Annotated in this window: 9 protein-coding genes; 1 reads left to right on the forward strand and 8 read right to left on the reverse strand. The window is 67.6% G+C overall.

Annotated features, from left to right (window positions below; genetic code table 11):
- Positions 1-167: 167 nt before the first annotated feature.
- The 8 genes from RMN86_RS07695 to RMN86_RS07730 form a co-directional block, all read right to left on the reverse strand.
- Entirely contained in the window at positions 168-899 is a 732-nt protein-coding gene (locus tag RMN86_RS07695; RefSeq protein ID WP_309605260.1) for a TlyA family RNA methyltransferase, read from the reverse strand.
- 203 nt (positions 900-1,102) lie between these two features.
- Positions 1,103-2,866 carry a class I adenylate-forming enzyme family protein gene (locus RMN86_RS07700; protein WP_309605249.1) on the reverse strand — a complete coding sequence of 588 codons (1,764 nt, stop codon included), beginning with the start codon at positions 2,864-2,866 and terminating at the stop codon, positions 1,103-1,105.
- Between the two features lie 333 nt (positions 2,867-3,199).
- A complete protein-coding gene (locus tag RMN86_RS07705; RefSeq protein ID WP_309605250.1) occupies positions 3,200-3,826 on the reverse strand; it encodes a hypothetical protein in 627 nt (208 codons plus the stop codon).
- 421 nt (positions 3,827-4,247) lie between these two features.
- Positions 4,248-5,504 carry an MFS transporter gene (locus RMN86_RS07710; RefSeq protein WP_309605251.1) on the reverse strand — a complete coding sequence of 419 codons (1,257 nt, stop codon included), beginning with the start codon at positions 5,502-5,504 and terminating at the stop codon, positions 4,248-4,250.
- 305 nt (positions 5,505-5,809) lie between these two features.
- Positions 5,810-6,478, reverse strand: coding sequence for a PEPxxWA-CTERM sorting domain-containing protein (locus RMN86_RS07715; RefSeq protein WP_309605252.1), 669 nt, complete (start codon positions 6,476-6,478; stop codon positions 5,810-5,812).
- 357 nt (positions 6,479-6,835) lie between these two features.
- A complete protein-coding gene (locus RMN86_RS07720) occupies positions 6,836-8,365 on the reverse strand; it encodes a S10 family serine carboxypeptidase-like protein (protein WP_309605253.1) in 1,530 nt (509 codons plus the stop codon).
- Between the two features lie 117 nt (positions 8,366-8,482).
- Complete coding sequence (locus RMN86_RS07725; RefSeq protein ID WP_309605254.1) at positions 8,483-8,872, reverse strand: hypothetical protein; 390 nt, start codon at positions 8,870-8,872, stop codon at positions 8,483-8,485.
- Positions 8,873-8,944: 72 nt separating this feature from the next.
- The gene (locus tag RMN86_RS07730) at positions 8,945-11,629 is read right to left on the reverse strand and encodes a valine--tRNA ligase (protein WP_309605255.1); all 2,685 of its coding nucleotides are present in this window, start codon (positions 11,627-11,629) and stop codon (positions 8,945-8,947) included.
- A 534-nt stretch (positions 11,630-12,163) separates the two neighbouring features.
- Between RMN86_RS07730 and RMN86_RS07735 the strand changes: the two genes are divergently transcribed.
- On the forward strand, positions 12,164-12,883 hold a 720-nt coding region (locus RMN86_RS07735; RefSeq protein WP_309605256.1), incomplete at its 3' end, for an IS1595 family transposase.

Here is a 12,883-nt window from a genome sequence, read left to right on the forward strand (position 1 = left end):
ATCGCGATCCTCGAAGCCGCCGAAATGCGGCTCACGACATCGATGAGGGTTACCCATGACCAAGTCTTCAGCCTTCGCCAAGCCCGCCGACCGCAGCGGCCGCCATCAGGTCGTCGACTGACCGCCGGTCCCTCCGGCCAAGGCTGCCGCCCCGTTGGGGACCGGGTTCAGGGCTTGCGCGCCCAGAGCAGGTATTCGCGATTGCCGTCGCCGCCCTCGATGGGGCTGTCGGCGGTGGCCATCACCGTCCAGCCGGAGGACACCAGAAATCCGCACACCGCCGCCAGCGCCTGCGCCCGCGCGGCATCATCCTTCACCACACCGCCCTTGCCGACCCGCTCGGGTCCGACCTCGAACTGCGGCTTGACCAGGGCGATCAGGTCCGCGCCCGGCGCGGCCAGGCCCAGCGCCGCCGGCAGGGCCTTGGCCAGGCCGATGAAGCTGACGTCGCAGACCACCAGGCTCGGCGCCTGCGGAACCCGCGCGCGCGTCAGGTCGCGTGCGTCCAGCGCCTCGAGGCTGACCACGCGCGAGTCTTCGATCAGGCTCGGGTGCAGCTGGCACCGGCCCACATCGACGGCGAACACGCGGCGTGCGCCGGCCGCCAGGCAGACTTCGGTGAACCCTCCGGTCGAAGCGCCGACGTCCAGCACCACCCGTCCCTCGACGGCGATCGGCCAGATGGTCAGCGCATGTTGCAGCTTCAGTGCGCCGCGGCCCACCCACGGATGGGCCGGGATGGCGACCAGCTCGGCATCGTCGGCCACCAGCTCAGCGGCTTTCACGACCGCGCGGCCGTCGGCGGTCACGCCGCCCGCCGCGATGGCGGCGCGGGCCTTGGCGCGGCTTTCGGCCAGGCCGCGGGCCACCAACAGGACATCGACGCGGCTCCTGCCCATGGCGCTAGGGTCCGTACTCAATCATTCCCCCTTTGATCGTCATCACCCGGCTTGTCCGGGCCACCCATGATCTCGGCGATGAAGACCAAAGCGCCGCGGCGCCACCGAACCTCGTCTGTCAGCACGGAGATCATGGGTGGCCCGGACAAGCCGGGCCATGACGTTATTTAATAGATTTCGCCAGCTGCCATTGAGTCAGGCGGTTAGCCTGTCGCCGTCGGGACATCCTCGAACAGCTTCTTGATATCGTTCTTGAGGATCTTGCCGTTGGGGTTGCGTGGCAGCACCTCGTGCCAGAACTTCACCTGCACGGGCACCTTGTAGGCCGCGAGCCGCTCGGCGACATGGGCGCGCAATTCGGCCTCGGTGGCGTGGGCGCCGGGCTTCAGCGTCACCACCGCCGCCGGCTCTTCGCCGAGGATCCGATGCGGGATGCCGACCACGGCGGCGTCCATCACGGCCGGATGGTCATAGAGGCAGTTCTCGACCTCGATGCAGTAGATGTTCTCGCCGCCGCGGATCAGCATGTCCTTGGCCCGGTCGATGATGAAGCAGAACCCCTCCTCGTCGACGCGGGCGAGGTCGCCGGTGCGCACCCAGCCGTCGACCAGGGTCTGGGCCGTGGCCTCGGGCTTGTTCCAGTAGCCCTTCATGTTCTGCGGCCCCTTGGACCACAGCTCGCCGACGACGCCCGTGGCCAAGAGGGTCACCCCGTCCGCCGGATCGCGGATCTGCAGCTCGGCGACCGGCACCGGCACGCCGCAGCTGTCGGGCCGGTTGGCGTAGTCTTCCGCGGCGTTGGAGGTGACGGTCGCGCAGGTCTCGGTCATCCCCCAGCCCTGGCCAGAGATCGACTTGGGGAACACTTCCTTCAGCTTGCGCACCAATTCCGGCGCCGACGGCGCGCCGCCATAGGACACGGACTCCAGCGAGGACAGGTCGTAGCTTGTCCGTGCAGGGTGCTCGATCAGCTGCCAGGCGATGGTCGGCACCCCGCCGGCCGACTGCACCCGCTCGCGCTCGATCAGCTCGAAGGCGCGGATGGCGTCCCACTTGCGCATCATCACCAGCTTGGCCCCGCCGAACAGGCTGGGGTTGAGGACCGCGAAACAGCCGGTGACGTGGAAGAACGGCACCGAGAGCAGCGACGAGCGCTGGGGCGCGTCGGGATCGGGCGTGGGCGGCGTCTCGCCCCGCCGCAGGAACGACCGCGCCCCGCCGCAGACCGCCGCCATGATGTTGCAGTTGACCGCGCGGTTGGTGGCCAGCGCGCCCTTGGGTTTGCCGGTCGTGCCGGAGGTATAGAAGATGGTGGCATCGTCCTCGGGGCCGATCTGCGCCTCCGGCAGGGGGCGGTCGGGCAGGTCCTTCCAGGTTTCCGGCGCGCCGATCACGGTTTCCAGCTTGGTGACCAGCGGATGGGCGACCTCGTCGCGCTCGCGGCAGACATAGACGCGGGCCAGGTCCGGGCAGTGGGGCAGGTGCTCGGTCATCCGCTCATAGCGCTCGGCGTCCATGATCGCGATCTTCGTCCCCGAATCGGTCAGGCCGTATTCCAGCTCCGGCCCGGTCCACCAGGCGTTCAGCGGCGTCACCACCGCGCCCAGCGACGCGGCGGCGTAGAAGGCCACCACCCACTCGGGGATGTTGCGCATGATCACCGCGACCCGGTCGCCCTTGACCACGCCCTGGGCGGCAAGCTCGGCGGCGAACGCGGCGACCGCGCGATGGAACGCCTCGAAGCTCACCCGCTCGTCCTCGTGGACCAGGAACACCCTGTCGCCGTGGACGCGGGACGCCTCGACGATGGCGCGCAGGGTGGGCGGCAGGTTCTTCCAGATCTTCGTCCGCACGCCGCGGATCAGGGTCTCGTCGACCTCGGTGGGCATGCCGGGGCCGGACAGAATGGCGTGGGCCTGCGCGATGGACATGGCGGGCCAGCCGGCCGGCAATTGGGCCTCGGACATGGTCGGTCTCCCCTTGAACCTGACGGGTCTGAACTGCCCGCCCGGTGTTCCGGGTGAACAAGCATAACCCACCCATTCGCGCTAGGGGGCGGGAGGCAGACGGGGGCTGTAAGCGAGGCAAGCGGGGACTCTTCCCTTCCCATCCATGGGAAGGGGGGACCGTCGGCCGAGCGAAGCGAAGAGCCGATGGTGGGAAGGGCAAGCCCCAGGCTCAGCGCAATGGCGCGACCGCTGACTCAGCATTTGAGGTTTGCTCTGTCCACCCCTCGCTCTTCGGCGAGCGGTCCCCCTCTCCCGCTCCTCAGGAGAGGAAAGGGGTGACGCGGCGCAGGCTCAGCGGCGCGGCGGACCGGTGGCGCGGCGCGGGGCCAAGGCGCCGCCGAGCGGCAGCGGCGGGGACGGCGCCAGCTTGAGAGCCGAGACCGCGCCGGAGCCCGCGAGCCTGGCCCGCAGGCCAGCCTTCGGCGGCGGCGCCCGCATGGGCGGATCGTCAGGCGAATTTGGGGCCACATGGGCCAGAAGCTCGCGCAGGGTGGGCAGGGCCGCAGGCTCGGGGCCGGGCAGCGCCGCGGCGTCGGCCACGATCCCGTTCAGAGTGCGCAGCAGCACCGGCAGGCTGGCGGCCTCGGTCTCCCGGTCACGGTCGCGTTCGCGGACGTCGGTTTCGCGTTCGGGCCGTTCGACTTCGGAAGGATCGCCGCGATCGGCCAGGTCTTCCCGGTCGCCGGGGTCTTGCCGCAAATCCGCCGCGCGTCGCTCGGCCGGCGCGTGCGCCAAGCGCAATTCCAGCGCGATGGCGACCCGCACCGAGAAGAAGCACCGGTCGAACAGCTGGAAATACTCGCGCTGCCGCGCCGTGTCCCGCGCCCGCTCCGCCTCCCCGCTAAACACCAGCCCCAGCCGGTAGGCGCAAGCGCTCAACTCGGACAACATGGCAAGGCGGGGGTCGGTGGCGGTCATGTGAGAACAAACATAGAACATCTTCTTGGGCGCGTCAAGATCTCGCGCGCATTCTGGCGGCCGCCAGATTCCAAACTCGGCCCCATGCGAGCCTGCGCGATGTCAAACTCAACCGCCAAGCACGCCAAGAGTCCCGTCGAGCCAGGACGCCGACGGCCGGCGCAACCACGATTCCTTGGCGTCCTTGGCGATCTCTGCGGTTAGAAGAATTCGACCGCTGAGATCGCGGAGGTCACGGAGCGAGCGTGCAAGCTGAAGTGCCCGAGACCGTCACATCCACGACTCCTTGGCGGTCTTGGCGGTCTTGGCGGCTCGATGCGACGGGCCTGCGCGCGGGGGTTGCGGAAATTCGCCGGACGGGACCGCGAACTGCGCTGGCGGGAGGGTCTCTGGGTATCCTGTCGATCGAATTCTTCTGGCGCTAGGCGTCAGGCGGGCGGCGTGCGCCCCACAGACCCGCGAGCGCCAGCGCCGCCCCGCAGGCGATGATCACCCAAGACACCGGCCATAGACGGAGGGCCACCGGGCCGAGCAGGGCGCCAAGCATGGTGGCGGCGGCCAGGATGGCGTAGCGCAGGCGGAAGACGGCCGTGGCGTCCGCCACATCCATACGGGTCTGGAAGAAAGGCATCATCTGCAGGAAGGCCATCGAGCCGCCGACGCCCAGGACGAAGCCTCCAGCCGCCATGCCGATGGGCGCGATCCAGGCCGGCGCGAAAAGTGCGGCGGCCCCGATCACGGCGAGGCCAAGGCCTCGCAGGATGTAGCCGACGAACAAGAACCGCCACCCGTCCCGGACCCGCCAGGTCACGGTAAGCAGGTTGGTCAAGCCATCGCCAATCGCCTGGGTCGCCATGATCAAGGCGAACGTGGGCAAGCCGCCGGCAACGCCGCCTTGCGCCAGGAGCAGGGGCACGCCCAGGGCGAAGCCCAGGGAACGCGTCGCGTAGGACACCGCGGCGGTGGCCAGGAGGGTCCGGGCGCCTGGCGTCTCGCGGGCCGCGCGCCAACCGCGGGCGAGGCGTTGCCGGACGGAGGCGGGCGGGGCCGGCGCGGGCGTTTCACCATCGAACCGGTGACCGGCCGCGGCGACCGATCCCGCCGAAGCCAGGAAGCTCGCCGAGTTGGCCGTGAGGAGATGGATTGTTGGCGCAACGGCCGCAATGGCGGCGCCCAGGGCGGAGCCGGCGATCACCGCCAGCCGGCCCGTGACGTCGAACAGCCCGTTGAGGGCCCGCAGTCGGTGCGGGTCGGGCATCAGTTGCGGCACGGCGGCCTGCAACGCCGGGTCGAACACGGCCTGGAAGCCGGCCAGCAGCACACCGGCGGCGATCAGCACAGGAAGCGACAAGCCGACGGTGAAGGCGGCGACAACGACCGCGGCAGACACTGCGGCGCGGGTGAGGTCGGACCAGATCATCACCTTGCGCGCACTCAGGCCGTCGGTCACCGCCCCTGCGCCCAACGCGAACGCGAGCATGGCGGCGGACTGGGCGACCGGCAGCCAGGCGGCGTCCGCCCCGGCCATGCCTACCGCGAGCCAGATGGCGCCCAGGCGGTAGAGTTCGCTGCCGGCGTCGGAGAGGGCCTGTCCGGCCCAGAGCGTGCGAACGCCCGGGTCCTTGAACAGCGCAATGTAGGGATGGGCTTCGCCGGTTCCCTTGGCCGCTCGCCACATGATTCGCTGACTCCCCCCGCACAAGGCACAGGGACGCTGGCTGACGGTCAAGCGCCCTGGCCACGACAGGGGGCGCAGCCGCGCCTCAGCGCGCGCTGTAGTGGCAGGCTTGGTCCCGTCGCGCGGGAGCCCGCCCTTGGCAGCTATCCCATCGTGATCCTCGAACGCTATCGAGGGAGACAGGGGGAGATACTATCTATCTCGTGAAGACTTCCGTGCTGGCTCCGCTGATGGTCACGCGAGCCAGGTCTTGCGTCCCCTTATCTCCCCCAGGTCGATAGCTGGCGCACCAGGGGGCGTGTGGTCTACGCCGCGACGGGCCTCCGGCGATTTGCCCGCAGAACGGCGCCCAGTCCGCCGAAGCCGACCAGCATCATCGCCCAGGTGGACGGTTCCGGCACGCCGGCCGTAAAGCCCTTGCCCAGCTTGGCCACGGCGTCGAGGGACTTCGTGCCGCCGTCCAGTCCCGTAAGGGTCAGATTGACCTTGTAGGTCCCATCGATGGCAGGCTTGAAATTCAGAGTGGGCGGCCAGTTCAGGCGGAAGCTGTTCTGGGTGCTGCCGAACCCGATCGCATTGTCATTCCCCAGCGCGAGCGGATTGTAGCTGAAGCTGCCGCCGGCCAGGTTGGTGAGCGTGATCAGCGCCGAAAGGGGGGCATCGAAGCCGGAGTGGAGGTCGAAGCCCCAGTCGAAACTGACCTGTTGGCCAGCGCTGGTGGCGAAGCTGTAGACATTCCCGACTGACGCCAGCGCTGGGAGGAACGTGTTGTGCAGGCGCAGATAGAGCTGGTCGCCGGCGGTCGTGCTCAGCACCTCGGTATTGGCTGGCGCATAGCCGTTGCCCGTGCCGTAGAACCAAGTGTCGGCCGGTGTCGAGTTGAAGGCGGTGGTGTCCGCGGCTGCCGACATCGGCAATGCCGCGACGAGACCGGCGGCCAGAGCGGCCCCTGCCAAGACTGATGTGAGTTTCATAGGTCCTCCAAAGCGCTTGCCTGACACTGGCTACGCAACTGTTCTTGACGCCCACGCTTAGGTCGCGACGCCACCCGGACGTTCCATGGTTGTCGGAATACCTGCAACAACATTCGCCCAAGACGGGAAACTATTCCAGTCGAGTGTCAAACAATCGAAGGCAGCTCATGTCGAAAGCCGCCTGTATTCCGTTTTCCGGTGACAGAGAATCTAGTTCGCGTAACACCGAAATTTTCCACTAGGGCGGTTCAAATCAAATGAAGCGTCACCGCAATCGTGCCCGTCGAGGCGCCTAAATCTATAGGCGCGAACGTTAAAGGGCACGCCGGCCGCTTGCCCCCTCCCCCATTCCGCCCTTCACCGCCCCCCGAACACCGCCAGCACGTCGCCCCGGAACGCCGCCATGCTGGCGGGGCGGGAGTAGAACATGTGGCCGCCGGGGTAGATCGCCAGCTTCACCCGGGCGGGGTCGCCGCCGATGGGCATCTGGTCGATCACCAGGCGGGAGACGAAATAGGGGCACGAGAGGTCGTCATAGCCGTGGACGATCAGCACCCTCATCCTGGGGTCGGCGGCGATCGCCTGGCGCAGGTCGGTGGTGGCCTCGGTGAGTTCGACGCCTTTTTCCCAGTTCTCGCCGACGTCATAGCTGAGCGCATTGAACCGGCCCTCGGCCTTCCAGCCGACCACGCGGGTGACGAAGTCGACCATGGCGCTGGTGGTCGGCGCGATGATCGCATCCAGGATCGGGTCGCCGCGCCGGCCGTCGGCGGACCAGGGAAAGGGATCCTCTTGCGTCACGTTGGAGTCGTAGACGGAGGCGATCCGGCCCTTGTCGCGATAGAGTTCGCGCAGGAAGGCGCCGATCTGGATGCGGCCGCCGGACTTGCGCACGAAGTCGGCGTTGAGGCCGGTGTAGGCGGTGACCTTGCCGACCAGGCGTTCCACGGCGGCGGGATCGCGGCGGCCCTTCATCAGGTCGGTGACGAATTCGCCGCGGGCATAGTCCTCGACCTCGGCCATCTGGGCGGGGGACAGCACCTTGCCCTGGCGCTCATAGTTGGCCGCGGCCATCGACGGCAGGGTGGTCACCCAGGGCATGGGCGAGAAGTCCGGCGCCTGGTCCATCGGCGGCTCGAGATAGGGCGAGACCATCACCATGCCGTTGATCCCGACGCCCAGCTGGGTCTGCAGGAAATAGGTGATGCGGGGTGTGCGATAGCCGCCGTAGCTTTCGCCGGTGATGTATTTGGGCGAGGCCATGCGGCCGTTCTTCAACAGCCAGTCGTAGACGGTGCGCGACAGATATTCGATGTCCGGCTTGATCGAATAGAACCGCTTTTTCGTCTCGTCCTTGTCGACCAGCGAGCGGGAGAAGCCGGTGCCCACGGGGTCGATGAACACCAGGTCGGTGACGTCGAGCCAGGTTCCCGGATTGTCGATCAGTTTCGCCGAGTCGGAAGGGCTGTCGCCCTGGGCGCCGAACTGCACCCGCTTGGGCCCGATGGCGCCGAGGTTCAGATAGACCGAAGCCGCGCCCGGCCCGCCGTTGAAGGCGAAGGTCACCGGCCGGTCGGGATCCTTGGGGCCGTCGAGGACGTAGGCGGTGAACACCACCTCGGCGATCTTCTTGCCCTTCTCGTCGCGAACCGGAAGCGCGCCGACGGTGGCGGTGTAGCTGAGCGTCTTGCCGGCGACGTGGGTGACCTGTTTGACGGATGCGTCGGCCGGGAACGGCGGCAGCTCGATCTTGTCCCTGTCGGCTTTCGCGGAGTCGGCTTTCGCGGCGTCGGCCTTGGGAGCGTCCTCGGCGCCCGCGGAGGCGGCCGCGCAAAGCCCGAACGACAGCGCCACAGCGGCCGCGGCCACGATCATCAGCTTACGCATGGAAGAAATCCCCAAGTCCGTGCGGGCACAATGGCCGAGCCGCCGGCCGTCGCAAGCTAAACCGGCGATAGGTTGCGTGGAGTGGCGGGGTGGAAACACGGCGTCCGGTGTGCCGCGTTACGCCGCCGGGTAGGTGACGTAGCCGCGTTCGACCATGCGGCGCAGGGCGTCGTAGACCTCGGCCAGTTCCTCGTAGGCGCTGCGCAGCTGGGCCAGCTTGTCGATCTGGTCGGCGCTGGGGACCGCGGCGCCTTCGGTGGCCGCCAGCGCGCAGGCGACCCAGCGCGCCCGGGACTGGGCGGTGGCGAGCGCCAGGCGCTGAAACTTGGCCACGTCCACCCCGCTAAGGGTGGCGCCGAGCACCTTTTTGTTGGCGTCGTAGGCCGTGTAGTCGATCTGTTCCAACTGGCCGCGGAGTTGCCGCTGGATCTTGGGGTCGGCGGCCTCGTCGGGTTCGAAGTGGTCGTGGACCGTTCGCCTGTGGCTGGTCATCCGGATGGCGGACATGGTGTCCTCGCAAAGGCCTGGGTGCGTCGCGCGCCCCGCATGGAACGCCCGGAAGGGATAAGAGTCCGTTAGTCAGACCACTGCCCCCAGCCGGCTGAGCGCGGCTTCCAGCTTGGCCTTGGCGGCCAGGGCCTCGGCCAGGCGTTCGCGGTTCTCCTCGACGACTTCCTCCGGGGCGCGGGCGACGAAGTCGGCGTTGCCCAGCTTCCTGGCGGTGTGGGCGATGTCGGAGGCGAGCGAGGCGACGTCCTTGCCCAGGCGGGCGCGTTCGGCGGCGACGTCGATGAACTCGGCGACCGGCAGGGCCAAGGTCGCGCCTTCGACGACGTAGGGAATGGCGCCGGGTGGGGGCGCGTCGGCGATCCGCACCTCGGCGACGCGGAGCATCTGCATGATCAGCGGCGCCGCGTCCCGTAGCACCTGGCGCTGGGCCGCGGTGGCGTCGATGACCAGCAGCGGCGGGCGGGCCGAGTTGGGGACGTTGAGCTCGGCGCGGACCGAGCGGCCCTCAGCGATGGTCTCGACGATCAGGCCGATCTCGGCGTCTGCCTGGGGGTCGATCAGGCTCGACGGCAGCTGTGGCCAGGGCGCAGTCATCAGGAAGCCCTTGTGGTCGCGCGCGGCGCCCAGACCTTGCGTCTGGCCCCACAGCTCCTCGGTGAGGAACGGCATCACCGGGTGCAGCAGTTTCAGGATCACATCGAGCACCCAGGCGGCGGTGGCGCGGGTCTCGTCGCGGGCGGCCTCGTCTGTTGTGGGCTCGTCGGGCTTGCCGAGCACCGGCTTGGACAGCTCCACATACCAGTCGCAGTACTGGCGCCAGACAAAGCGGTAGAGGCCGTCGGCGGCGGCGTCGAAGCCGCAAGTGTCGAGCGCCGCGGTCACCGCCTGGGCGGTGCGCGTGGTCTCGCCGACGATCCAGCGGTTGATCGGAAGCCTGACCTTGGCCGGGTCGAACCCTTCAGCGCGGGCCGCGCCGTTCATCTGTGTGAAGCGCGCAGCGTTCCACAGCTTGGTGCCGAAGTTGCGGTAGCCCTCGATCCGCTCGCGCGACAGCTTGAGGTCCCTCGCCTGCCCCGACATGGCGGTCAGGGTGAAGCGCAGGGCGTCGGCGCCATAGTCGTCGACCAGCTCCAGGGGGTCCATGACGTTGCCCTTGGACTTGCTCATCTTCTTGCCCTCGGCGTCGCGCACCAGGGCGTTGATGAAGATGCGCTTGAACGGGACCTGGCCGTCCATGAAGTGAATGCCTTGCATCATCATCCGGGCGACCCAGAAGAAGATGATGTCGAAGCCGGTAATCAGGGTGTGGGTCGGGTAGAAACGGGCGAGATCGGTGGTCTTCTGCGGCCAGCCGAGTGTCGAGAACGGCCAGAGGGCGGAGGAAAACCAGGTGTCGAGCACGTCCTCGTCCTGGGCCAGGGGTTCGTCGCGGCCATAGTGCTCGCGGGCCTCGCGCTTGGCCTCGGCCTCCGTCTCGGCGACGAAGATCTTACCGCCGGGTCCGAACCAGGCCGGGATCCGGTGACCCCACCACAGCTGGCGCGAAATGCACCAGGGCTGGATGTTGCGCATCCACTCGAAATAGGTCTTCTCCCACGCCTTGGGGACGAACACCGCATCGCCGTCCTCGATGGCCTTGATCGCCGGCTTCGCCAGCACCTCGGCGTTCACATACCACTGGTCGGTCAGATAGGGCTCGACGACGACGCCGGAGCGGTCGCCGTGCGGGACCATGTGGCGGGTCTTTTCGACCGCGCGCAGCAGGCCCAGCGCCTCGAATGCCTCCACCACCTTCTTACGGGCCGCGAACCGGTCCAGGCCGCGATATTCGACCGGCGTGTTGTCGTTGAGGTGCGCGAAGTCGTCGAAGATATTGATCATCGGCAGGGCGTGGCGCTTGCCGACCTGGAAGTCGTTGAAGTCGTGGGCCGGGGTGATCTTCACCGCGCCGGAGCCCTTTTCCGGGTCGGCATAGTCGTCGGCGATGATCGGCACGGGGCGGTTCACGATCGGCAGGCGCACGGCGCGCCCGATCATCGCCCGGTAGCGTTCGTCCTTGGGATGCACGGCGACGGCCACATCGCCCAGCATGGTCTCCGGCCGGGTGGTGGCCACGACGATCTCGCCGGAGCCGTCCTCCAGCGGATAGGCGAAGTGCCAGTAGTGCCCATCGACCTCGCGCTGCTCGACCTCCAGGTCGGAGATGGCGGTCTGGAAATGCGGGTCCCAGTTCACCAGCCGCTTGTCGCGGTAGATCAGCTTTTGCTTGTAGAGGGTGACGAACACCTTGCGGACCGCCGCCGAGAGGCCCTCGTCGAGAGTGAACCGCTCGCGGCTCCAGTCGCAGGAGGCGCCCAGGCGCTTCAGCTGGTTGGTGATGGTCCCGCCGGACTTGGCCTTCCACGCCCAGATCTTCTCGACGAACGCCTCGCGGCCGAGATCGCGGCGGCTCTGATTGCCCTGCGCGGCCAGCTGGCGTTCGACCACCATCTGGGTGGCGATGCCGGCGTGGTCGGTGCCGGGCAGCCACAGCGCGGCCTTCCCCCGCATGCGCTCGAAACGGATCAGCACGTCCTGCAGGGTGTTGTTGAGCGCGTGGCCGATATGCAGCGAGCCGGTGACGTTGGGCGGGGGGATGACGATGCTGAACGGCTCGGCCGCCGGATCGTCGATGGGCGCGAATCCCCCCGACGCCTCCCAGGCGGCATAAAGGCGCGGCTCGACGGATTTCGGATCGAAGGTCTTTTCAAGCATCTCGGAGTTCTGGCTGGGCGGGATCAATTACAGGCCCGCTGCTTCCCGCGAAAGCGGGGACCCAGGCTTTTTCCGTTTCAGCGTCATGTCTGGCGCCGGGCTGTCGAGCGAGGCTCAGCTAGCACAAAAGCACCTGGGTCTCGTAGCCTTTTTGGTACCGGGCGTTCGGGTATCACTGCGGGCGAGTAAACCTGAATTCCGCTGCGAGCAAGGCGACCCGCTGCCGGCGCAGCTGCGCGCCCGACGCCGCAAGCTGGGGCTCACCACCGCTGAAGCGGCGGCGCTTGTGGGCGTGACGCGATGGACATTCGGCGTGTGGGATAACCACCGCCAGCAGCCATCCGCCCGAAGTCGTCGAGCCATCGCGGAGTTCTTGGGGCGCGTGTCATAGACCCCTACGTCAGGTTGCGCCCAAGTCAGGTCCACGCGACGCTGTCGGCGCAATGGTTCTCATTTTGTTCTTGACGTCGCCAGGGAATTATCCCTTTGACGTAGTAGGCTCTAGTGGTAGTGTCTGTCTCACAGGAGGCCGACATGGCGAGCGACTACAGCAACCCGATTTTCCACGACACGGATAAGGCTCGCGAGTGGCTGGAAGCTCGGCTCTGGGTCAGCGGCCCGATCTGCCCGAAGTGCGGCGTTGTCGATGAGGCCACGCTTATGAAGGGCAAAACCACGCGCGCCGGCCTGTATCAGTGCAACGCGTGCCGCGAGCCCTTCACTGTCACGGTCGGCACGATCTACGAGCGCAGCCACGTTCCGCTGAACAAGTGGCTGGCTTGCACCTACTTTATGATGGCGTCCAAGAAGGGCATGAGCGCCCTTCAAATCAGCCGCATGATCGGCGTCACCTACAAGACGGCCTGGTTCATGTGCCACCGTGTTCGCGAGAGCCTACGCGACGGCCACCCCGGCGAACTGGGCGGTGAAGGCATGTACGTTGAGGCCGACGAAACCTACATAGGTGGCCGCGAAAAGAACCGCCACTTCAACAAGAAGCTCGGCGACCGAGGCGGCGTCATGAAGGAACCCGTCGTCGCCCTAGTGGAGCGCGGCGGTCGCGTTCGTAGTCGTCACGTCAAGGATGTGAACTCCAAGACGCTCGCGCCGATCCTGCATGAGCAGATCAACGCGGCCACGCACCTCGTGACCGACACGGCGCGCATGTATCCATCCATTGGCGGCAAGTTCGCCAAGCACTCGATGGTCAACCACACGATCAACGAATACGTGCGCGGCGACGCCTACACGAAC

This window comes from Phenylobacterium sp., assembly GCF_031360265.1.
In the GTDB taxonomy this organism is placed as follows: Bacteria; Pseudomonadota; Alphaproteobacteria; order Caulobacterales; family Caulobacteraceae; genus Phenylobacterium.

What these genes read in the sequence shown, in the direction of transcription:
- RMN86_RS07695 (WP_309605260.1), bottom strand. Translation starts at nt 899, where the DNA reads ATGGGCAGGAGCCGCGTCGATGTCCTGTTGGTGGCCCGCGGCCTGGCC.
- RMN86_RS07700 (WP_309605249.1), bottom strand. Translation starts at nt 2,866, where the DNA reads ATGTCCGAGGCCCAATTGCCGGCCGGCTGGCCCGCCATGTCCATCGCG.
- RMN86_RS07705 (WP_309605250.1), bottom strand. Translation starts at nt 3,826, where the DNA reads ATGACCGCCACCGACCCCCGCCTTGCCATGTTGTCCGAGTTGAGCGCT.
- RMN86_RS07710 (WP_309605251.1), bottom strand. Translation starts at nt 5,504, where the DNA reads ATGTGGCGAGCGGCCAAGGGAACCGGCGAAGCCCATCCCTACATTGCG.
- RMN86_RS07715 (WP_309605252.1), bottom strand. Translation starts at nt 6,478, where the DNA reads ATGAAACTCACATCAGTCTTGGCAGGGGCCGCTCTGGCCGCCGGTCTC.
- RMN86_RS07720 (WP_309605253.1), bottom strand. Translation starts at nt 8,365, where the DNA reads ATGCGTAAGCTGATGATCGTGGCCGCGGCCGCTGTGGCGCTGTCGTTC.
- RMN86_RS07725 (WP_309605254.1), bottom strand. Translation starts at nt 8,872, where the DNA reads ATGTCCGCCATCCGGATGACCAGCCACAGGCGAACGGTCCACGACCAC.
- RMN86_RS07730 (WP_309605255.1), bottom strand. Translation starts at nt 11,629, where the DNA reads ATGCTTGAAAAGACCTTCGATCCGAAATCCGTCGAGCCGCGCCTTTAT.